The following is a 21,480-nucleotide window of genomic DNA, read 5'->3' as shown; positions in this document are numbered from 1 at the left end:
AATGGCTTTAAATAATCCATATGCACTTAGTTTTGATGGTGTTGATGATTACGTTCAAATTTCATCAAATTTTAATCTTAATTCAGATGATTTTTATATTTCATTTTGGGCATATTTAAAAAATTCAAGTACTTATCAAACATTAATTTCTTTAGGGTATAATTCTTCGGAAGGGTTTACAATAATAACAAAAAGTGGAACTAATAATATTCGATTATTTTTTAATGGGGCAGAACGTTTTGTTACCGCAAATGAATATATTGATACTTGGCTTCCTATTATTTTACATAGGAATGGAACAACTATAAATTTTATAGTGGCAGATGAGAAATTTTCAATGCCTTATTCTGGAAATATAGGAAATTTCGATTTTATATTAGGTAAAAGTGGTATTGCTTCACAATTTTATTTAAATGGTAATTTAGATGAAATTATAATAAGAAAAGGTACTTATTTTTTATTAGAAATACAAGATAATATAAATAAATATTTATCAGAAGATGAGGAAGGTTTAGTTGCACATTATAGATGTGATGAAGGTTCTGGAAATACTTTAATTGACTCTTCTTCTAATGGAAATGATGGAATAATTTATGGTGCAACATATGTAAATGGATCAGTTGATTTTAAAACAAAATTTCTTGATGTAGCAACTTTACCACCAACAGATGTTACTTATGATAGGATGACACTTAATGGAAAATTAAAAGAAATTATTAATTACCCTACTGTAGATTGTAAATTCCAATATAGTACTAATCCTGAATTTAGTAAATTAAATAATATTAATAATCCATATGCTTTAAGTTTTGATGGTGTTGATGATTATGTAGAAATTCCTTATCAATCTGCATTGATACAAGATAGTTTTACTATAGAATTTTTTATGCAATTAACTGACAAAAATCAAATTCAAACGTTTATTGACTACGGAGGCTATGGGAGCAATCGTTGGATGATAAAACGTATGGATGATGGAATGTTGAGAATGATTTGGGGTGCTGATTATCTTAATAATTATCCTGACTTTAGTCTTAATTCTAAACAGCAAATGGCTTCTATTGTACGTGATGGAATTAATGTTTATTTTTATGTAGATGGTGAATTATTACATACATGGTCACATGCTAATGATGCATTAGGACAATATAATTTAATTCTAGGAAAAAGAAGTGATAATAATACACAATTTTCTGAAATGGGAGTAGATGAGATAAGAATATGGAACCGTTCCTTATCCCAACAAGAAATACAAAATAATATGAATATACAACTTACAGGTAATGAACCGGGTCTTGTAGCATATTACCGTTGTGATGAAGGAACTGGAAATACTTTAATTGATGCTACTGGTAACGGAAATGATGGTACTATATATGGCGCTAGTTATGTACCAGGAGAAGCAGAATTAGAGTTATCTGATAATGTTTATGAAATACAGGAAACAGAACCTCAAACTATTAAAGATACTGTATTAAGTTTTGATGGAGTTGATGATTATGTGGATATAGGAAATTTGGGTAATCAAACTACTATAGGCACTATTGAATTTATGATGGATTCTAAAGCACTGGAAAATTATAATAATTGTTTTACAACGAATTTTGCAGGTGGTGATAATGCCATTCGTTTTGAAGAGAATGTTAACGGTAGATTTGTCGCATGCATAGGGAATAGTTCGTCTCATTTAAATCATGTTTATACCAATTCTTTAATGGTTAATACAATTTACCATGTAGCATTGGTGTGGGATTTTAGTTCTAATAATGTCAAAGGTTATTTAGATGGAGAATTAGTTTTTGATGAATCTCATTCTTATATACCATCGAATATGTCTGATGTTCAAATAGGAAGAGGTTTTAACACAGATAGGTATTGGTATGGTAATATTAATGAATTCAGAATATGGAATTATGATAGAACTCAATCAGAAATCCAATATTACATGAATAAAAAATTAACAGGTACTGAAGAAGGATTAATAGCTTATTATAATTGTGATAATTCTAATAATGATGAAACTACTCTAGTAGATTTATCAGGTAATGGTAATGATGGTATTATTAATGGTGCAACATATACTGAATCCCCTGAAAACTTAGTATTACCTATAACATTTTCAAAAACCATCACAGGATTAGATAATAGTAAACCTTATTATTACAGAGCAGTTGCTACTACAGGTGGAGAAGTATTAGATAATTATAATCCTTATTCATTATCTTTTGATGGCATCGATGATTATGTAAAAGTAAATTCTATATTAGTAAAAACCTTAGAATTTACTGTTGATTTAAAGGTATATCTGGATAGTAGCGAACGTGGATTAAATAAAAGGGCTTATTTAATCGGACAGAATAATAATGGATGGCAAGGTTATGGGTTAGGAATATTTGTGGAGTTTGAAACAGGTAGATTGCGCTTTGAATGGGCTGATAATTCTAGTTCTGACCCCGGAACAGTATCATATCAGTTAACAACGGATGACTACGATGAATTTCTAAACTTTGTATTTTCTAGAGACACTTCGGGAGTATTATATATTTATAAAGAAGGACAGCTTGTATCATCTTTTCAAGGAAATACAATTATAAATAGCACTTTAGATTATACTATAGTTGGAGGACATTTTATAAATAGCGTCCAAAATTCATATGGTAAACATATGTTAGATGAAGTTCGTATCTGGAATAGAACTTTATCACAACAAGAAATAAAAAATAACATGAACAGACGACTTACAGGAGATGAAGAAGGCTTAGTCGTTTACTATAGATGTGATAGACAAGTTAATCATGGAGTATTAATTGATTCTAGTGGTAATGATAATCATGGTGTTATATATGGAGCTACATGGGTAGAGAATTAAAAGTGATTAGGAGTAGTGGAGGGGGTGATGTATTTGGTTTGGGAAGTTATTTCTAGTTTCTCTAGCCCAGGAGAAAATCCCGCTGGATTAACTTGGGATGGAGAATATCTATGGGTTGCAGGGTCAGATTATAACACAGAAAATATAGGAAACATCTATCAGCTAGATATTAATGGTAATATTATCTCTAGTTTTTCTGCGCCAGATAAATACAATCATGGTGGATTAACTTGGGATGGAGAATATTTGTGGTATTGCAATTACGGTACAGATACAATCTATCAACTAGATATTAATGGAAATGTTATTTCTAATTTTCCTGCACCGGAAAGATTTCCTCAAGGATTAACTTGGGATGGAGAATATCTATGGGTTCACTGTAGTTATACTAATATAATCTATCAACTAGATATTAATGGAAATGTTATTTCTAGTTTTATAACTCCCGATAATAGCAATATTCAAGGATTAACTTGGGATGGAGAATACTTATGGAGCTCGAGCAGCATTGCTAATAAACCTAGTACAATATATCAATTAGATATTAGTGGAAATGTTATTTCCAGTTTTGCAATTTCTATATATTATCTCTTTGGATTGACTTGGGATGGAACTAATCTGTGGACTCTTGACGCAATTGCTGATACTATATATCAAATATCAATACAAGGAACATTGCAAACTGTAACAACAAATTCTTTTTCATCAATTATTGATTCTCAACAAGAAATTTCTCTAATTAAGGATAATAATGAAAATAATAAAGTTAAAATAAAATATAGTTCAATACAGGAAGTATCTCTCCTTAAATATAAAGAATTTAATAGTAATATTATTGAAGTAGAGTTAATTAGAAGTTTGTTTTTTGGAGATTCTCATTTAAACATAGCATCTGATATTGAACAACTAAATTATCAAAATCCTCCTTTAATTACTTTTGACAATAACAATTTTAAATATGGAACATTTAATAATACTAAAGTCAAGAATAAGCAACTTGAATTAGCCAAAACAAGAGAAAATGTAACAACTGATGTGTTAGCTGGTTATCAAACAACTCAAGAGGGTTGGAGTTATGGTTATGGTTATGAAATTGATGTAATTGAATCAGTTGTGATTAAAGATATAGAAGTATTGTATACTACTGAATTAACCATGAATATGAAAGTCTGTATCTTTGAACAGACTGAAAATGGTTGGGAAAAGATAAATGAAACAATTGAACAGAATCCTCAACTTACAGAAGGTTGGGCTAAGGTTAGTGGAGTTAATACCACTTTATTAGCTGGAAATACTTATAGGATTGTTCATTATTCTCGATACAGCAGAGATATTCACTGGGTAGATAAAGATATCCACCCTTTAGCAACTTCTTTTGGACAGACAACTAGAAGTGTAAGTGATTCCAGTCAATATAAAGCTGAAGGTGTTTTTAGTACTCATACTGATAAAAATGTATATATGAGATTAAATGTTGATGGTGTATATACTACTTCCGGCAGCTATGAGACTGAATGGGCTTTTGTAGGTTTTAATCCTGTGTTTAATGTTTTAAAAATTGTTCCTAATCTACCTGATGTAAGTTCTGGAACAATCACTATCCAGACAAGTGATGATAGAATAACCATAAATGATGAAAAAACCTTTAATTTAATAGACCATGATACCAGTTATGCTTATGATATTGCTGATATTTTACCTGGCGAATCTATTAAAATAATAATCAATTACAATACAAGAGATACATCTTATTCACCACAATTAAGTTCTTTTTCTGTATATGGTACAGCTGATCCTAATATAATAGTTACTTCATATACTTATAAACTTGGTGGAAAAGCATTTACTGCTCCACGTATTATTAGTTCTCATGTAAATAAAATAAATAGTGATTTAAGATATGAATATATTAAAGAAACTATTGAAAGAAAAATAAATTCACATGTTAATAATATTAGTTCTTCAACTAAAAAAGAAACTGCTCAATTAGTTAAAAGTTATCTTAATAGTATAGATTCTGAAACTAATAGAGAAAAAGTTGTTAAAATATTAGAGAGTTATTTAAAAAATATTGATTCTAATGTTACTGCTGAAGGTGCTAGAATAGTAAAATCACATTTGAATATAATTGTTTCAGAAGCCAAAAAAGCAGTTGAAAAAACAGTAGAATCATATATAAGCAAAATGAATACTGAGATAAGACCAGAATATGAATTTAGTTCAGTAGATAAAATTATTTCTAAAGTTGCTACAAATCCTGCAATTGTTAGATCACATATGAGAAGAATAGAAAGTAAACCCATGCAAATTGTAACAGTAACTTCTCATATAAATAATATCCAAAATCCTGCTATTATAACAGAACAAGCCCAAAGAGTGACTTCTACACTTAATATAGGTTTTAATACAACACAAAAAAGAACTGTAACAATAAATAGTTATTTAAAAATAAAGTCTGAACCTGGTAGAATAACTTCTATTAAAGTTGATTCGTATACAAACCCAATCAATACAGAAGTAAATAAAGAACTATTAACTATTTTAGAAAGTAAAATTAAATCAATTAATTCAGTTCCTGAAAGAGCAGGTAGTGGTGAAAGAAGTAGAACTAGTTATCATAGAGTAATAGTTGGAACATTTATTGAATATGAAGGTAATGGTCTAGGGACAGGAATTATAAAACCTGCTAGTATAACTAAAGGAGAGTTTATTGCTAAGGGTATAGGTCTAGCAGAATTTGATGGTAAAATTGCAGGGGAATTACTAATGAAAGGTAGATATTATAGTAAATAGGGGTGGTTAAATGGGTTATACTTTTGAAGGTAGATATAATAGGGGTGCACCAAGAGATACTAATTATACATTTGTTATACGAGCTAAAGATGAAAACGGTAATTATAGTGAACCAAGTAAAATCACAGTGCAACATCCAGGTATCCAACAATTAGTATTAGAAGAGCAAGATGTTCAAGGATTAATAGCAAGTATTAAAATTAATTTACCCAAAGCGTTTTCAGAAACTTCACAAACCGTTTATCCTTATGATGAAACATCTGAAGAAAAAGATATCTTGGGATATAGGCTTCATATTCAAGAAGTAGATGACAATCATAATCCAGTTGGAAATGAAGAGGTTATAAATTATGATATTGAAGAATTAGAAGATAGAATAATTTATTATCAGGCAGAAACAGGTAAAATATTTAAAGTAAGAGTTGGGGCATATGATAGTGTTTATCACTATAACTGGAGTCCTTCTTTATATAATTCAACTATATCTGACCCTGTTTATGTAGAAACTTTCAAAATTAGATTTATTGATATTGATGAAAGTTTAATAAGTCCTAATAATTTAACAGAGACATTAAGAAATCCTGGTGTACCAGTTTCTGAATTACAAGACAAATATACCTGGATTGTTGGTAAAAATGTTGATGGTGAAGATATTATAGGTGGTATTGGTTTAGAAGTAAATGAAGCAGAAAAAAAAGTAGATATACAATTTGTAGCCGATTCTTTTAGATTATTCCCTACAGATGAAAATGGAGATATTATTGAAGGAGAAGATAAAGCTGTCTTTGCAGTAGATACCACACCAGAAGGTAGTACAATTTTTATGGATGCTAACCAAATAGGAATAAGGGCTAGTAAAGATGATGGTTCTGGTGAATATAACTTTTTTGTTCTTGATGGTGAAGGATTAGAAATATTCACAGAAAACTTTAAATTAGATAAAAATGGTAATGCTTTATTTAATGGTGAGATAAAAAGTGAACAATTCAGTTTAATTAGTGATACAGTTAAAATTAATAATGATGGAATAAGAGTTAATGGTGATGGTTTTTATTCTCGATTAGATGATAAAGGGTTATATTTATATAAAGAGGGAGAAGATAAGCCTTATTGGTATTGTAAAAATATTGCTAGCGGAACAGCACAGGATGGGGACTATATTGAATTGAATTGGAAGAGAAAGCCTAAAGTGGTAACTGCAATTAATGAATTAACAACTTATCTTTCTGATTTTCCTTCAAGTGATCAAATTTATATTAGCAATGCTACAGAAATATCTAATGATGGTTTTCGTGTTAATAATTTTATAAAAGTGACTGATTTTCCTAAAGAAATATCTAGTACAGGTAATTTATGGTATACAAAAATAAAGGGTAGAACTGGTAAAGCTGCTCCACAACAATACATAACTCCATATACAGACCCTAACACAACAAGTGCAACATTATATTATGCATATGATGATGATCCTGGACATCATCCTAGAATAAAATATAAAATAGAATATAAAGAAATTAATCAAAGTTTTTGGACTGAATTAAAATATTTTTATGATGATTATACTGGTAAGGTAGATACATCAATTACAATTTCTAATTTATCAAAAGGACGATATGCTTTTAGATTTACTGGAATTCATGCCCATCGTGCTGAATATTGGGTTAAAAAAGTAGAGTATTTAGCAGAAGTAACAATTTCTAGTGGAAAAGTAATGTGGCTAGCAATAGAAGGGGGTGCTGATGATTAATGTTTTCTAAAATATTATATGATACAAGAACAAATAAAATATTAAGATGTCAACCTAAACCACATGGTTCAGCACCTATGCCTTCTTTAAATGGATTATGTAAAAGTGCTAGAATATCAGAAGAAGAAAAACAATATATGGCTACTACAGAAATTGAAGGTGAAATGTTAACTAATCAAGCACAAAAAGAATTAATGATATTTAATGGTATTGCTGTCTCAAAACCAGAATTAATTATAACAAGTGATAAATATAAAATTAACATATCTAATGATCCTACTTTTATTATTACTGTTAAATTAGAAGGTAAACATCAACCCGATATATCTAGCATGGAAATGTTAATTAATGAGATAAGTTTTAATATGCCTTTAGATAATTATCAGGGGAGTAAAAAGATAGAAGTTGAAGGAGGGACTTATACAATAGCATGTAATGATGATAAGTTTATATCAGATTCAATAGAGGTGGTTGCCGTTGAGTAATTATTTAAGTGAAGAAAAAGATGGCATTTTAAAAATAAAAAAAAGTTATCAAAAATTATCTGAAGAAAATAGTGAATTACTTAATAAATTAAATTATATTACTAAAGAAGAACTTATACAAGCTATTCAAATTTTAGTCAATAGAATAAATAAATTAGAAGGAAATATGGAAGGAGATGATGACTATTTAGAGATTAAATTTACTTATGACCAAAAAAAACATTGTATTGGAGGATAGTGTCTTGGAATTTATAAAAATTCTAACTGGAATAGGACAAGTATTAACAGACACAACAGTAGTAGTAGCTTTATTCGCCTTAATACTAATTTATAAATTTGCTTCTGAACGATTGAAAAAAAGTGATGAAAATAGTAAAGAAGTTTCAGCTGCTTTAAAAGAAGTTTCTGTTCAATTAGAAAGGGTTGCAACTATTACAGAAGTACAGGCTGAAGATATAAAAGGGGTTGAACATAAAATAGGACACATTGAAACTGAAATAAAAGAATTATGGAGAGAGAAGCAGGATAAGATTGATTAGAATTCCAAAAATATTCTGTGATTAGAGGTGTTTGCAATCATAAATAATATTAAAATAAGCAAAAATTTTTATTTATCTGAATTTGAGTGTAAAGATGGTAGTCATCAAGTAGTGGTTGATAGTGAATTGATAGATAAATTACAAAAATTAAGGGATTATTTAGGACAAGCTATTGTTATTAATTCAGCTTATAGAAATGAATCACATAATAAATCAGTTGGTGGTTCTCCTAATAGTCAACATTTAAAAGGGAAGGCGGTTGATCTTAGAAGAATAGAAGGACTTACAATAGATGAAATGGTAGCTATAGCTGAAGATGCTGGGTTTAGTGGGATAGGCAAGTATAATTGGGGAATTCATATTGATGTACGAGAAAATAAAGCTAGGTGGGATATGCGTGGATAGGGATAATAATCAAATACCAGATAAATTTGAAGCTAGATGGACTTATAGTATAGCTTGTATTTGTATTGTTATGGCTATAATAGGATATTTTTTAAAAAACATGGATACTAGTACAGTTAGATGGTTAATAGGGTTTGCTGTTTATTTATCTGGGCAAAGAGATATAGGAGATTTTTTAAAGAGGTGATAAATTGAAAAAGATATATCTTTATATTTTAATTTTTATCCTATTATTAATTATCATTAATTTTTTAGGTGTTAAAATTACTGGAATTGTTGGTCTTATCTTAAGTGCTTTTGGATTAATTAAATATAATAAAAATGAACTTGAAGAAGCTAAAGAAAGGATAAACAAGGCAGGTGAGGATATTGAAGCTACTAAACATGATGCTAATACTGCTCTTGATTTTTTTGATAGGTTTTTCTCCGGTGATAATAGCAAGTAATTATAAGAATATAGATACAGAAACTAATGAAGATGGAGAATTTATTCTAAAATTAACATCTGAACAGTATCTTAAACTGGCTGATTATATATCAGAATTAGAAAGTAAAAACAAAAAATTGGAAGCGAAACTTGAACAGGCGTTAAAAGAGTTAAATAAGGCTTATGAGAAAAACAAAGGTTTTAATTTAGCTAGATTATCTGATGGTTTAACCGGGGCAGGTATAGCGACTTTGCTTGTATTGTTAGCGCAGGGGTTGAGGTAAAATTTGTTAATAGTTAGGATTATGGTTTGCAGGATTGTGGATAACTTTGAAGACCGACAGATATATTTGTTTTCCTTGTCGTGTGCTGCGGTGTCCTACCTCCGCTTACTGTCGAGAAATTATCCTTCGGCGTCCTGCCTACGGATAATTTCTAGAGTCGTACAACAAATATATCTGTCTGGATTATTAAAACTAGTTAACTTTGTGTAATAAATATTCCTAAGTAAAGTTATAATTGTTGATTAAGTCTAGGTGACGAAGCCATTTTGTTAAATATAAATGGAATTACACTGTCGTCTTTTAAATTGGTCTTGCATTAATTGTTCTAGAGTGCTATAATATAGAATGAATTAGCATAGCTAAGTCCATGCTCTGTATTTAAAGCAGGGCCGTTTAGTCCGAGTGGAGGGGGTGACATGAGAATGGAAAGGGTTTATGAAGCAACTTTTATTATCAAACCTGATGTGGAAGAGGAAGCCAGAAATGAAGTTATTGAAAGGATTAAATCTATTATAACTGATAATAATGGTGAAATCCTCGAAGCTAATGAATGGGGTAGTAGAAAACTAGCTTATGAGATTAATGATTATAAAACAGGTTACTATACCCTGCTAACTATTAAGGCAGAAGCAGATCTGGTAGAAGAGCTTGAAAGAAACTTTAAGATCATAGATGACATTATTCGTTATCTGGTAATCAGAGTAGAGGAATAAAACTATAAACAGGTATAGAAAGATTATCAAAGTAAGGTGGTGAGTGGATTGTTAAATCATATTGTATTAATTGGGCGTTTGGTTAGAGACCCTGAGTTGAGGTATATTAGTAATGGAACAGCTGTAAGCAATTTTACTCTGGCGGTTGAGCGAAATTATACCAATCAACAGGGTGAAAGGGATGTCGATTTTATCCGGATAGTTACCTGGCGGAAACTGGCGGAAACATGTGCTCATCATCTGGGGAAGGGTAGACTGGTTGCTGTAGAAGGTTCCTTACAGATAAGCAGCAGCGAAAAGGATGGACGAACATATACAAATCCTCAGGTCATAGCCAATGAAGTACGTTTTCTTGACTGGCCAAATGATAACAACAGGGATAACCGCAGTACCAATAACACTAATGCTACTAATAATAATAATAATGATAGTGGTAATGATACTACTGACAACTTTGATATAGATGATAATTTTGATGTACCATTCTAGAAGGAGGGATATAGGTGCCAAGAGGAAGAGGAAAATCATGTTTTTTCTGTGCAAATAAGGATAAAGAAATAGATTATAAAGACCTCAGGACCTTACAACGGTTTGTTACTGATAGAGGAAAGATTGTCCCCCGTAGGATAACCGGGACCTGTGCTAAACATCAACGGGCTTTGACCAGGCAGATAAAAAGAGCAAGAGCAATAGCTCTATTACCATATGTAAAAGAATAGTGAGATACAAGGAGGCAAAGGGCTACTTTAGCCTCCTTTATTTAATATTAGGGTGGTGTTATGATGGAATCAAAGCTAATAAAAGATGGTTTAAAGGTAATGGGCCTTGTTTTTTTATTTAGTTTATTAAGTATTTATATCGGTCTTTATAGTCCAATTATGGGATTTTTTATTAATTTAGTGTTGCCTATACCAATAGCCTATATTGTTAGCAAGTATAATAATCAGAGCTCATTAATAATAATTATTACAGTAGCATTAACTAATGGCCTATTATTAGGAATGACAGGTGGAATGCAGCTTGGGGCTATGATGATAGTAAATACAGTAGTAGGTTTTGGTTTGATTGGTTTTGTTGTTGGTTCCGGGGTAAAAGAAGGTTTTTCACCACGTATAACACTTATTTTGACCGTTGCTGCTGTAATATTTTCAACGGTAATTACTAATCAGGTCATTCCTTATCTTACTGGTACAGGATATAAAGATGTTATAAATGATATAGTCAATATTATTAATCAAAATTCTCAGTTTGGCGAATTTTCGGAAACGGTTAAACAGATAGTCCCACTAATAATAAGGATATATCCATCTATTCTTATTATTACTTCTATAATTACAGGGATTGTGGTCTATTATATAAGTACCTGGTATCTAAAGAAAAAGGGGCTTGTTGACAAGATATATAAACCAGTTAAGATGTGGTATTTTCCCAGAATATTATCACTGGGGATAGTAATAGCCTTACTATTGGACGGCAATATATTCTTTGTTAATTTATTGATTGTTTTACTCTTTTTTATGTTTTTACAGGGTTTTTCAGTAGGATTATTCTATACTTCCCGGCTAAAAAATCCTATTATTAATTTTCTTTATATCATGGCAATAGTATTTTTAAACTTCCTTTTACTTCCGGTTTTAATTATCCTGGGGCTTTTTGATATGTGGTTTAATCTAAGGAAGTTTAAGTAAACAAAGCCTTAAATTGCTATTGCCAGAGGAGACTCTTTGCTGTAAAATATAATTAAATGGGGGTTTTGTGATGAAGGTTATTCTAAAAAGTGATGTTAAAAAATTAGGTAGTAAAGGTGATATTGTTAAGGTTTCAGATGGTTATGCAAGGAACTTTCTCATGCCCAAAGGTCTGGCTGAAGAGGCAACCCAGAGCAATTTAAATGAACTAAAACATAAGGAAAAGATTCAGGAGAGGAAATATAAGGAAAACCGGGCTGAAGCAGAGGAACTGGCCAGCAAATTAGCAGAAAAAGATTTTGTCATAGCTGTTAAGGCTGGAGAAAATGGTAGACTATTTGGCTCAGTTACCACCAAAGATATTGCCAAGGCAGTAAAAAAAGAGGGATTCAAAATAGATAAAAGAAAAATTGATTTATCTGATCATATAAAATCACTTGGGGTACATAAGGTGAAGGTTAAGATATTCAAGGATGTTGAGGCTACCCTGAAGGTAAAGGTTGTTGAAGCCTAGCTTATAATTTGAAGGAGTGTAAAAAATGAAACCCTTCTGGCAGCGTTTTTTTCATAAAGGAGATGTACAGCTAAAACAGAATAAAGACAGTAGTATAGATAACCAGGATAAACGTCTTAAAGCACTATATAAGAAGATTAGTGATTATTATGGGAGAGACAGGTTTATTATAAAGGCTGGTAGGGTTGATGTACTTGACTTAATTAGTTCGGAAAAAACAAAAGAAAGACTGACTGCCCTGGAGCGGCTTATTTATGATGACCCTTCACAAAAAATTGAAGGGCCAGTCAATGAAAGATTAGACAGACTGGAAAATAAACTAGCAGATCTGCTGGCAGAACGTTCAGTAGAAAAAGAACTTGAACAGCAGATTGCAGTCAGGATGAAAAAGAGGGAGCGGGAGTATCTAAAAGAGATCAAAAAGGAAATAGTACAGGGCGAGGAGACAGTTGATAATGCTCAGACACTACGCCGTCTGGCACAACTGGAAAAGATGGAGGCAAGGGGCTTAAACCGTTCTACCCTGGATCTGGTTAGACCGCAGAGTTTTGCTGAAATAATTGGTCAGGATTCAGCGATTAAAGCCCTGGTTTCCAAAATTGCCTCACCCTATCCCCAGCATATTATACTCTATGGCCCACCAGGTGTTGGCAAGACTACTGCTGCCCGGCTTGCTCTAGAAGAAGCCAAGAAGAGAAAGAATACACCTTTTTATGATGATTCCAATTTTGTAGAGGTAGATGGTACAACACTGCGCTGGGACCCCAGAGAAGTAACAAATCCACTTTTAGGTTCTGTTCATGACCCTATTTATCAGGGCGCCAGGAAGAATTTGGCCAATGAAGGGGTTCCTGAACCGAAGACAGGATTGGTTACAGAAGCCCATGGGGGGGTTCTCTTTATTGATGAGATAGGAGAGCTTGACCCTATGTTGCAGAACAAACTTTTAAAAGTAATGGAAGATAAACGGGTTAAATTTGAGTCATCCTATTATGATGAAAACAGTGACCAGATACCGTTATATATTCAGAAACTCTTTAAGGAAGGTGCTCCAGCAGACTTTATCTTAATTGGTGCTACTACCAGGAGTCCGGAGGCTATAAATCCGGCTTTCAGGTCCCGTTGTGCAGAGGTGTTTTTTAACCCACTGAGCAGGGAAGATATTAAGAAGATTGTCCAAAATGCAGTAGCTAAACTGGCTGTTAGTGTGGCAGAAAATATTCCGGATATTATTAGTAGTTATACTATTGAAGGTAGGACTGCTATAAACCTTTTACTTGATGCCTACAGTCTAATACTCTATGAAAAGGATGACACCGATCAGGAAAAACCACTTATTACTGATGAGATATTATATCAGGCCCTGCAGAACCGGCGGATGACGCCGTATAATAAGATTGATACTGCAGAGGACACGCAAATCGGCAAGATATTTGGACTGGGGGTTAATGGATTTATTGGTTCAATTATTGAGATAGAGGCTGTAGCCTTTAAATCAGCTGTTGAGGGCAGGGGTAAAATCCATTTTAATGAGACTGCTGGTTCAATGACCAAGGACTCACTCTTTAATGCTGCAGCTGTTGTCAGGAAAATAATCGGGAAGAATATAGATGATTACGACCTCCATGTCAATATTATCGGTGGTGGGAATGTTGATGGGCCATCTGCTGGGATAGCTATACTCCTGGCTATTATTAGTGCTATAGAAGAAATACCCTTAAAACAGGATATAGCAGTAACAGGAGAGGTTTCTATTCAGGGCAAGGTTAAACCAGTTGGTGGTATCAGGGAGAAACTACACGCTGCAGAACAGGCAGGCATCAGAGAGGTCCTCCTTCCTGGGGAAAATAATAATGATGTCAGTCAGGATATAAAGATTAAAACAACAGCAATTACTACTGTTAGAGAGGCCTTGAACAGGGTCCTGATTGATAATAGTAAGATATCAATAGTGAAATAATTTAACTAAAGTGAGTTTATAAACCGTGGGTTGCCACGGTTTTTTATTGATTTTGGTTTATATTTTGTATAATTTATAATAAATTTGGATGTTGATAAATTTTGATTTATTTGTTTTAAGAAGCAAGTGCTAGAAAACTACAGGAGTTTCCCCATTTTTTGAGTGTATATAAAGAAAAAGTTATCAACAGGCAAAATTGTGGATAATTCATGTTGAGAATGGTTTAAAAATAGTTATCCACAGATTACGCAAAAAAGGTGAAACAAGCTCCTGAATTTGGTATAATTTGTTTGGACACAAAAACCAAAAGGAGTTGTTCCACCTATGAGTAATTATACCAAATTTATTTACCAATTGAAACGAAAAGTAAGCAATTTTTCTAAAAGTATTTCTAAAAACCTATCAAAACCTAAAACTAAATTTATTACTCAAATGATTTATGGTTTACTAAAAGGTCAATCAGTACTTTTAAGTAATATTGCTCGTTCTCTTAAAGAAGATATCCTTTTCAAAAAAACTGTTGAACGTTTATCCAGAAACCTTGAAAATTTTAATCAACAAGAAGAACTAATTACTGATTATCTAAATAAGATTAAACCACATATTGATGATAATACTGTTTTCTGCTGTGACAAATCAGATATAGTAAAACCCTACAGTAAAGAACTGGAGGCTCTTGATAGAGTTAGAGATGGTAGCAAAGGTGAAACTGAAAAAGGTTATGATACTTTTGAAATAGCTGCTCTAACTGATAATAAAGAACTGCCTATAGAAGTATACTCTCATATCTACTCAAGTTTAGAATCTGGTTTTAAAAGTAGAAATATTGAAGCATTAAAAGGTCTTAATTTTATTGAAAAGCATTTTGGAAAAAAAGGTATTTATGCCCTTGATAGAGGCTATGATGCCAATCTTTATTATAAATATTTTACTGATAGCAATAAAGATTTTGTAATTAGGGCTAAAAGTAACCGCAATCTTATTTATAAAGGCAGAAGCATAAATATTAAGAAAATAGCTGATCTATACAAAGGTAAATATGTCTATTGCTATACCAACCAGGATAACAAAAAAAGAAAATTAAAATTTAGTTATGCTCCAATTAAATTACCAGCTTTAAAAGATAAAAAGTTAACTCTTGTAATCGTTAGAGGCCTTGGAAATAATCCAATGATGTTAATTACAAATTTAAGGCCAAAGGCTAAAAAACTTACTCTTATCATTTTAAAAGCATATATTAAAAGATGGAGAATAGAAGAATATTTTAGATTCAAAAAACAGAAGTTTGACTTTGAAAATTTTAGAGTAAGATCTTTAAAAAGAATAAGAAATTTAGATTTAATTTTATCAATAGCAATAGGATTTTTAGCTCTATTTTCAAACAAGAAAAAACAGACCGAACTCAAGATAATTGTAAAGAAGGTTTCTGATAGAATATTTAATCTCCCGGATTTTGATTATTATGCAATAGCAGATGGTTTTAAAGCTATTTTAGAGAAATCATACACTGGAATAAATTCGTTTTTAAAAAGTTATTACCAAAAACAGCGATCACAAAACAATTTACAACTTTCTTTACCACTATGACAGTAAAGGTTAGTTTTTGCTATTTTTAAAAATGGGGAAACTCATTTAGAAAACTATTATTGAAACAAATAGTAATAAATGTTATAATTTAGATGAATTTTGTGTATTTTTGTTTTTTTTAATATAATATTTTTGCATAAAAAATTAATATGGTAATAAGAAGGAGGTACTATGGGCTTTTTTAGTAAGGTATTTAACAAAAACAAAAAAGAAGAAATTGTTGCAAGGAATCCATTTAATTTACAAATTAATGATATTGTAGATTATGATTTGGTTGAATATCAGGTCATAGGAAAAGTTAAATATAATGAAGAAGGCTATATATGGTATGATTATCATTTATTTGATAGTAAAGAACACTTATGGCTTTATGCAGAAGATGATGATGAAGTTAGATTAGGACTCTTCCGGAAATTAGATGTTGATCATCAACTATATGCAAAGTTCCAGGAAGAAATACCTTCAGTCATTAAATATGAAGATATGGATTATTCTTTAATTGAAGAAGGTAGTGCTAATATTGAAATTGAAGGGAAAGTGGGTGCCAAAGATGGTCAGCGGATTAAATATTGGGATTATGAAACAGGAAATGGAAATCAACTATCAGTTGAAAAATGGGGAAATGAATTGGAAATTAGTGTTGGAGAAGTAGTGCAAGAAGGTTTATTAGAATTTTATCCTGCCAAATAAGATGATTGACATCTGGTATGAAAACTAGAGATTCAATCTTAAATTATGTGATTTTGAAAATTGTGGATAACTTTGAAGACCGACAAATATATTTACTTACCTTGTCGTGCACCACGGGCACTCCGTATTTAAGTAGACCGTACAAGAAAATTGAGGTTGCACTACGGCGCCTTGCCTTCGGTTACTGTCGAGAAATTGTCTTTCGGCGTCCATGCCTCCAGACAATTTCTAGAGTCGTCCAGTAAATATATTTGTCTGTATTATGATAATAAGGTAATTTTGTGTAAGAGGTATTCTTAAGTAAGGTTAATAATTAGTGATTAAGTTTGGATGGCTGTTAGGTCGTGTTGTTCTATTGTTTTTTATGGTAAAGGTAAGAATAATTTGAAATTTAAATGAGGAGGGATTTGAAGTGGGTTTTTTTGATAGGATGAAGACATTAGTAAAGGGTAAGGCCAATCAAGCGATGGATAAATTGGAAGATAAGAATATTGAAGCTATAGTGAAAGAAGAAATAAGAAAGATGAAGGGGGAGTTTCGGCAAGCTAAAAGTGCAGTTGCCAAGTCTATTACTTTGGTTAAAGAGGCAGAGACTAAAGCTAATAAAGCTAAAGAAGAATTAGAGCACTGGGCTGATAGGGCTAAACAGGCTCTGGAAGCTGGTAATGAAGATTTGGCTAGAAAAGCAATAGAGAAAAAACAAGAAGCTGAAAAGGATTATAAAAAATATCAGGAACAGGTAGTTGAAAGACGGAGGATTGCTGATATACATAAAGCGAAAGTAAAAGAACTACAGGAAAGAATTGAAGAAGCTGAAGATAGACAAGATGAATTAATTGCTGCTGCAGAATCTGCTAGAGCTACTAAGGAAATTAATGAAACAATGAGTGGCCTTGGCAAGGAAAATGCGAGCGACAATCTTGATAGACTGGAAAAAAGAGTTGGTAAAATGGAAGCAGAGGCCCAGGCTAGTGATGAATTATATGAAGACTTAAAGAAAGATGATCTTGAAGCACAGTTTGAGGAACTGGAAAATAAGGATTCTATAGATGATGAATTAGCTAAGTTAAAGGCTGAAATGAATAAAAATGAATAAAGTAAGGTATAAAAAATTATCAGTTTTAGGACTTGAGTACAAATTGTTTCTGTCTCCTGCTCTAAATTGTAAATTTAATGTATTAAAAAATAGGGTTATAAACTGGCAGGGGATTATATTAGACTTTTCCATAATAGGATTAAGTCATTTTGTTAAAATTGACACAGGTGCTAAAAACAAATTAATAGAATTATTAGCCTGTGTTGACTCAAAAGATATTGCTGATGAAGTGCTTGTTCAACAAAAGAATTTAATAGCTTGCTGTAACTACAGGTATAATAAAAGATTTAATAGTTTTTATAAATATAGTTTTATTACTGAAACAATTGATGACTGTCTTAGAAATGCTGGGGAATTTGGAGATAAATATACTGATAAAGGCTGTGGTTTTTATCTGGAGTATGTTTTTCCTTCACCTGATGGCTTTGCTGTTACCAGCATTGAAATTACGGGGAAAGAGGATAAATTTTGCTGGATAACTTATCATAGTTATCCAGCAGATAAAAAAATTATAAAAACAAGAAGTATAATAGAGAAGGAGGGTTGAGTGTTGATGGAAAAAAGAGATATTATTGTTAGTCTAGGGGTCTTAATATTGATTATTTTTATTGTAGGGGGTTTATTAACAGGAAGAGGACCTAATATTGTGAAGGCTGTTGATAAAAAATATGCCTTAAAATCCGTTGAGGGTGCTGTTAAAACGTACGACTCTAAAGATGATCTTAATATGACGGTAAATAGTATTAGTTCATTAAAGAAACCTTATGATCAAAAGATTGATTCTACGGGGAAAAGTATTTTATTATATGATGAAGCAGTAATAATTGTAGAAGATAAAGGTGGGCATACAGAAATAGAATTAATAGAAGACCATAAAACTGCCTATCGTCGTCATCATAATACGATGGTTTTTTTCTGGGGAAATAATCTTTACCGGAGCGGTAGGATAAGAACCCCTCGCAGTATAAGGGAAGGTAGCATTGGTTCTTCATCATCCCGCGGTGGTGGTTTTGGTTTTGGAAAATAAGCTGCTTTATTAGAGGGATAAGTATAAGGAGTAATTAATATGGAAACTAAAGGGAATAGGAATTTTAGTAATAAAATACCCTTCTTAACTTGTGCTTTTGTTGTTGCTATTGCCTCAATAGTATATGAGTTGATTATTGGTGGTATTTCTTCATATTTATTGGGTAACAGTGTTTATCAATTTTCAATTACAATAGGTTTATTTATGACTTCAATGGGTTTAGGTTCATTGTTTTCAAAGTATATTGAAGAAGATTTAATATTTAAGTTTATGCTGATAGAAGTAGCTTTAGCTTTAATAGGTGGAAGTTGTGGTTTGATTCTATTTTATAGTTATGCAGTGCTGAATTCTTATCTGCCAATAATGTTTTTATTGACTGTAATAATTGGTACTTTAACTGGCTTTGAATTACCATTAGTTACTAGAATTGTTGGAAGTTTTAATCAGTTGAAAGATGCTTTAGCAAATGCAACTGCTGCTGATTATATTGGTGGGTTAATTGGATCTATTGCTTTTCCGATTCTCCTATTGCCGAGATTGGGATTTATTAAAACCAGTTATATAATAGGGATCTTAAATATAATAGTTGCAGCTTATCTTTTTATAAAATATAAAGGAAATTTACGGAAAAACAAGATGATATTTATTGTTATTATGCTGGTGATTGTCATTCTTATGATAGGTGTTTTTACTGTTGATGATACAGAGGCTTTTCTGGAAAGAAAGTTATACAGGGATAAGGTTGTTTTTTCCAGCCAGACTGAATATCAAAAGATTGTGATAACAGAAGATAGGGATGATATTAGACTATTCTTAAATGGCAATATACAGTTTTCTTCAAAAGATGAATACCGTTATCATGAATCTTTAGTTCATCCAGCTTTAAGTTTATTAGATGGAGATAAGAAGATTCTTATCTTGGGTGGTGGTGATGGATTAGCTATAAGAGAGGTTTTAAAATACTCCGATATTCAAGAAATAGATCTGGTAGATCTAGATAAATCAGTAACTGATCTTGCTAAAACTTCTGAGTATCTTCTTAAGTTCAATCAGGATTCGTTTAGTGACAAAAGGGTTAAGATTATTAATCAGGATGCTTATCAGTACTTAGAAACAAGTAAAAAAAAATATGATGTAATTCTTGTTGATCTTCCTGATCCAAATAATGAGAGTTTGAATAAATTATATACTGTAACATTTTATAGATTTGTTTATGAGCATTTAAATGATCAAGGAATTATGGCTGCCCAATCTACATCCCCTTACTTTGCTGCTGAATGTTTTTGGATTATACATAATACTATTAAAGAAGCTGGCTTTTATACCAGGCCATATCATGTTTATATTCCTTCTTTTGGAGACTGGGGATTTAATATAGGGACAAAGGGTTTTAGATTTAATCCGGCTGACATCAAAATTAAGGTGGCTACAAAATTTTTGACTGATCAACAGGCCGAGAATTTGTTTGTATTTGGCCAGGATATATTAAATGAAAAAACAGCTGATATTAATACCCTAATCAGGCCTATTTTAATCAGGACTTATTATAATGCCTGGGAAGAGTATAACTAAAGGATAGAGATTGGAGAGATAGACTTATTATGTTTAATGTACTACTAGGATATTTTAAGAGATTTAAGACTCAGATAGATCCTAAATTGTTGTTCAGGATGCTTCTACTGGGGATTATTATCTTTCTGATTATTGCTTTTATTGTTTATAATATTGAACCACAAGATCAATTTAATTCTTTGGCTGATGCTATTTGGTGGGTAGTAGTTACTGCTACTACAGTTGGATATGGGGATTTTTTCCCTGTTTCAGTGGGAGGGAGATTACTAGCTGTTGTCTTAATGGTTTTAGGTATTGGCCTTTTTGGCGGAATTACTGCTACAATAACAGATCTATTTATAAAAATAGAAAAGAGAAGGGAGTTGGGCCAATTGACTGCTGACTATAAAGGACATATTATTATCTGTGGTTGGTGTGAAAAGACCTCTGAAATAATAAGGCAAATATTAAACGAAGATATAGAGAATAAACAGATAGTTTTGATAGCTGATTTAGAAAGAGATCCCTTTCCTGATAATAATCTGGTTCATTTTATTCGAGGTGAGATTGATGATAAAGAAATACTGGAAAAAGCCAATATACAGTGGGCTAGAACTGCCATTATCTTGAATGAAGATAATAATGATGCAACTACTGTTTTATCAGCTTTAACGATTAATTCTTTAAATTCAACTTTATATTCTATTGCTGAAATTAGTAAAGAAGAGAATAGAATACACTTGCAAAATGCTGGTGTTGATGAGATTGTAGTTAATAATGATATAAGTAGTCGCTTAATGGTAAGGACTGCTTTTTACCATGGTACTTCTATTGTTTTTAATGAACTTTTAACAAATAAAATAGGGAATGAAGTATATATGTTAAAAGTAGAGAAAGAATATGCAGATAAAAGTTTTGCGGAGTTGTTTACATATCTAAAACAGAAAGAGAATGCTATTCTCCTGGGATTGAAGAGGGGAGATAATGTATTACTTAATCCTGATAATAGTAAGCTGGTGTTAGCAGGGGATTATCTTATATATATGGCTTTGAAGAGAATAGATAATTTTTGTATTTAATATCATAAAGGAAAGGAGATGAAGGA

23 protein-coding genes are annotated in these 21,480 nt (G+C 31.6%); all 23 read left to right on the top strand.

Translation table 11 applies throughout. The annotated features are described in order from the left end of the window. Nucleotide 1 precedes the first annotated feature (1 nt). Nucleotides 2–2,869 (top strand): LamG domain-containing protein, encoded by a 2,868-nt coding sequence (locus GM661_RS18655; protein WP_230868153.1) that lies wholly within the window; start codon nucleotides 2–4, stop codon nucleotides 2,867–2,869. A 33-nt stretch (nucleotides 2,870–2,902) separates the two neighbouring features. After that, nucleotides 2,903–5,662, top strand: coding sequence for an NHL repeat-containing protein (locus GM661_RS18650; RefSeq protein ID WP_230868152.1), 2,760 nt, complete (start codon nucleotides 2,903–2,905; stop codon nucleotides 5,660–5,662). A 10-nt stretch (nucleotides 5,663–5,672) separates the two neighbouring features. Continuing rightward, nucleotides 5,673–7,409, top strand: a complete 1,737-nt coding sequence (locus GM661_RS18645; protein WP_230868151.1) for a hypothetical protein — start codon at nucleotides 5,673–5,675, stop codon at nucleotides 7,407–7,409. After that, entirely contained in the window at nucleotides 7,409–7,894 is a 486-nt protein-coding gene (locus GM661_RS18640) for a hypothetical protein (RefSeq protein ID WP_230868150.1), read from the top strand. Before GM661_RS18645 ends, GM661_RS18640 begins: the two co-directional genes overlap by 1 nt. Further along, nucleotides 7,887–8,132, top strand: a complete 246-nt coding sequence (locus GM661_RS18635; RefSeq protein ID WP_230868149.1) for a hypothetical protein — start codon at nucleotides 7,887–7,889, stop codon at nucleotides 8,130–8,132. The genes GM661_RS18640 and GM661_RS18635 overlap by 8 nt, the downstream gene beginning before the upstream one ends. 4 nt (nucleotides 8,133–8,136) lie before the next feature. After that, nucleotides 8,137–8,433, top strand: a complete 297-nt coding sequence (locus GM661_RS18630; protein WP_230868148.1) for a hypothetical protein — start codon at nucleotides 8,137–8,139, stop codon at nucleotides 8,431–8,433. Between the two features lie 27 nt (nucleotides 8,434–8,460). After that, nucleotides 8,461–8,838: a YcbK family protein gene (locus tag GM661_RS18625; protein ID WP_230868147.1), complete on the top strand. Its 378-nt coding sequence runs from the start codon at nucleotides 8,461–8,463 to the stop codon at nucleotides 8,836–8,838. Then, nucleotides 8,831–9,025 carry a hypothetical protein gene (locus GM661_RS18620; RefSeq protein WP_230868146.1) on the top strand — a complete coding sequence of 65 codons (195 nt, stop codon included), beginning with the start codon at nucleotides 8,831–8,833 and terminating at the stop codon, nucleotides 9,023–9,025. The genes GM661_RS18625 and GM661_RS18620 overlap by 8 nt, the downstream gene beginning before the upstream one ends. Nucleotides 9,026–9,029: 4 nt before the next feature. After that, nucleotides 9,030–9,284 carry a hypothetical protein gene (locus GM661_RS18615; RefSeq protein ID WP_230868145.1) on the top strand — a complete coding sequence of 85 codons (255 nt, stop codon included), beginning with the start codon at nucleotides 9,030–9,032 and terminating at the stop codon, nucleotides 9,282–9,284. Continuing rightward, nucleotides 9,268–9,549: a hypothetical protein gene (locus GM661_RS18610; RefSeq protein ID WP_230868144.1), complete on the top strand. Its 282-nt coding sequence runs from the start codon at nucleotides 9,268–9,270 to the stop codon at nucleotides 9,547–9,549. Before GM661_RS18615 ends, GM661_RS18610 begins: the two co-directional genes overlap by 17 nt. Before the next feature lie 422 nt (nucleotides 9,550–9,971). Continuing rightward, nucleotides 9,972–10,262, top strand: a complete 291-nt coding sequence (rpsF, locus tag GM661_RS18605; protein ID WP_125986998.1) for a 30S ribosomal protein S6 — start codon at nucleotides 9,972–9,974, stop codon at nucleotides 10,260–10,262. Between the two features lie 48 nt (nucleotides 10,263–10,310). After that, a complete protein-coding gene (locus GM661_RS18600) occupies nucleotides 10,311–10,751 on the top strand; it encodes a single-stranded DNA-binding protein (protein WP_230868143.1) in 441 nt (146 codons plus the stop codon). A 14-nt stretch (nucleotides 10,752–10,765) separates the two neighbouring features. Next, nucleotides 10,766–10,981: a 30S ribosomal protein S18 gene (gene rpsR / locus GM661_RS18595; protein WP_125986994.1), complete on the top strand. Its 216-nt coding sequence runs from the start codon at nucleotides 10,766–10,768 to the stop codon at nucleotides 10,979–10,981. A 63-nt stretch (nucleotides 10,982–11,044) separates the two neighbouring features. Then, nucleotides 11,045–11,950: a DUF2232 domain-containing protein gene (locus GM661_RS18590; RefSeq protein ID WP_230868142.1), complete on the top strand. Its 906-nt coding sequence runs from the start codon at nucleotides 11,045–11,047 to the stop codon at nucleotides 11,948–11,950. A gap of 70 nt (nucleotides 11,951–12,020) precedes the next feature. Next, nucleotides 12,021–12,464 (top strand): 50S ribosomal protein L9, encoded by a 444-nt coding sequence (gene rplI, locus GM661_RS18585; protein ID WP_230868141.1) that lies wholly within the window; start codon nucleotides 12,021–12,023, stop codon nucleotides 12,462–12,464. A 25-nt stretch (nucleotides 12,465–12,489) separates the two neighbouring features. Beyond that, nucleotides 12,490–14,424 carry a Lon family ATP-dependent protease gene (lonC, locus tag GM661_RS18580; protein WP_230868140.1) on the top strand — a complete coding sequence of 645 codons (1,935 nt, stop codon included), beginning with the start codon at nucleotides 12,490–12,492 and terminating at the stop codon, nucleotides 14,422–14,424. 324 nt (nucleotides 14,425–14,748) lie between these two features. Continuing rightward, a complete protein-coding gene (locus tag GM661_RS18575) occupies nucleotides 14,749–16,011 on the top strand; it encodes a transposase (RefSeq protein ID WP_230866994.1) in 1,263 nt (420 codons plus the stop codon). A gap of 171 nt (nucleotides 16,012–16,182) precedes the next feature. After that, entirely contained in the window at nucleotides 16,183–16,701 is a 519-nt protein-coding gene (locus tag GM661_RS18570; protein ID WP_230868139.1) for a DUF4178 domain-containing protein, read from the top strand. Nucleotides 16,702–17,113: 412 nt separating this feature from the next. Further along, nucleotides 17,114–17,797, top strand: coding sequence for a PspA/IM30 family protein (locus tag GM661_RS18565; RefSeq protein WP_230868138.1), 684 nt, complete (start codon nucleotides 17,114–17,116; stop codon nucleotides 17,795–17,797). Further along, the gene (locus tag GM661_RS18560) at nucleotides 17,790–18,344 is read left to right on the top strand and encodes a DUF2617 family protein (protein WP_230868137.1); all 555 of its coding nucleotides are present in this window, start codon (nucleotides 17,790–17,792) and stop codon (nucleotides 18,342–18,344) included. The genes GM661_RS18565 and GM661_RS18560 overlap by 8 nt, the downstream gene beginning before the upstream one ends. 6 nt (nucleotides 18,345–18,350) lie before the next feature. Next, entirely contained in the window at nucleotides 18,351–18,824 is a 474-nt protein-coding gene (locus GM661_RS18555; RefSeq protein ID WP_230869827.1) for a DUF4247 domain-containing protein, read from the top strand. Nucleotides 18,825–18,863: 39 nt separating this feature from the next. Then, a complete protein-coding gene (locus tag GM661_RS18550) occupies nucleotides 18,864–20,396 on the top strand; it encodes a polyamine aminopropyltransferase (RefSeq protein ID WP_230868136.1) in 1,533 nt (510 codons plus the stop codon). 29 nt (nucleotides 20,397–20,425) lie between these two features. After that, nucleotides 20,426–21,454 carry a potassium channel family protein gene (locus GM661_RS18540; RefSeq protein WP_330165232.1) on the top strand — a complete coding sequence of 343 codons (1,029 nt, stop codon included), beginning with the start codon at nucleotides 20,426–20,428 and terminating at the stop codon, nucleotides 21,452–21,454. Nucleotides 21,455–21,480: the final 26 nt, after the last annotated feature.

The organism is Iocasia fonsfrigidae (assembly GCF_017751145.1).
GTDB classification, from domain to species: domain Bacteria; phylum Bacillota; class Halanaerobiia; order Halanaerobiales; family DTU029; genus Iocasia; species Iocasia fonsfrigidae.
This window is presented reverse-complemented; position numbering and strand designations above follow the sequence as displayed.

Bases quoted from the DNA above. Each gene is read 5' to 3' on its own strand.
- rplI (WP_230868141.1), top strand. From the start codon at position 12,021: ATGAAGGTTATTCTAAAAAGTGATGTTAAAAAATTAGGTAGTAAAGGT.
- GM661_RS18560 (WP_230868137.1), top strand. From the start codon at position 17,790: ATGAATAAAGTAAGGTATAAAAAATTATCAGTTTTAGGACTTGAGTAC.
- GM661_RS18575 (WP_230866994.1), top strand. From the start codon at position 14,749: ATGAGTAATTATACCAAATTTATTTACCAATTGAAACGAAAAGTAAGC.
- GM661_RS18540 (WP_330165232.1), top strand. From the start codon at position 20,426: ATGTTTAATGTACTACTAGGATATTTTAAGAGATTTAAGACTCAGATA.
- GM661_RS18655 (WP_230868153.1), top strand. From the start codon at position 2: ATGGCTTTAAATAATCCATATGCACTTAGTTTTGATGGTGTTGATGAT.
- GM661_RS18640 (WP_230868150.1), top strand. From the start codon at position 7,409: ATGTTTTCTAAAATATTATATGATACAAGAACAAATAAAATATTAAGA.
- GM661_RS18570 (WP_230868139.1), top strand. From the start codon at position 16,183: ATGGGCTTTTTTAGTAAGGTATTTAACAAAAACAAAAAAGAAGAAATT.
- rpsF (WP_125986998.1), top strand. From the start codon at position 9,972: ATGGAAAGGGTTTATGAAGCAACTTTTATTATCAAACCTGATGTGGAA.
- GM661_RS18645 (WP_230868151.1), top strand. From the start codon at position 5,673: ATGGGTTATACTTTTGAAGGTAGATATAATAGGGGTGCACCAAGAGAT.
- lonC (WP_230868140.1), top strand. From the start codon at position 12,490: ATGAAACCCTTCTGGCAGCGTTTTTTTCATAAAGGAGATGTACAGCTA.
- GM661_RS18555 (WP_230869827.1), top strand. From the start codon at position 18,351: ATGGAAAAAAGAGATATTATTGTTAGTCTAGGGGTCTTAATATTGATT.
- GM661_RS18590 (WP_230868142.1), top strand. From the start codon at position 11,045: ATGGAATCAAAGCTAATAAAAGATGGTTTAAAGGTAATGGGCCTTGTT.
- GM661_RS18550 (WP_230868136.1), top strand. From the start codon at position 18,864: ATGGAAACTAAAGGGAATAGGAATTTTAGTAATAAAATACCCTTCTTA.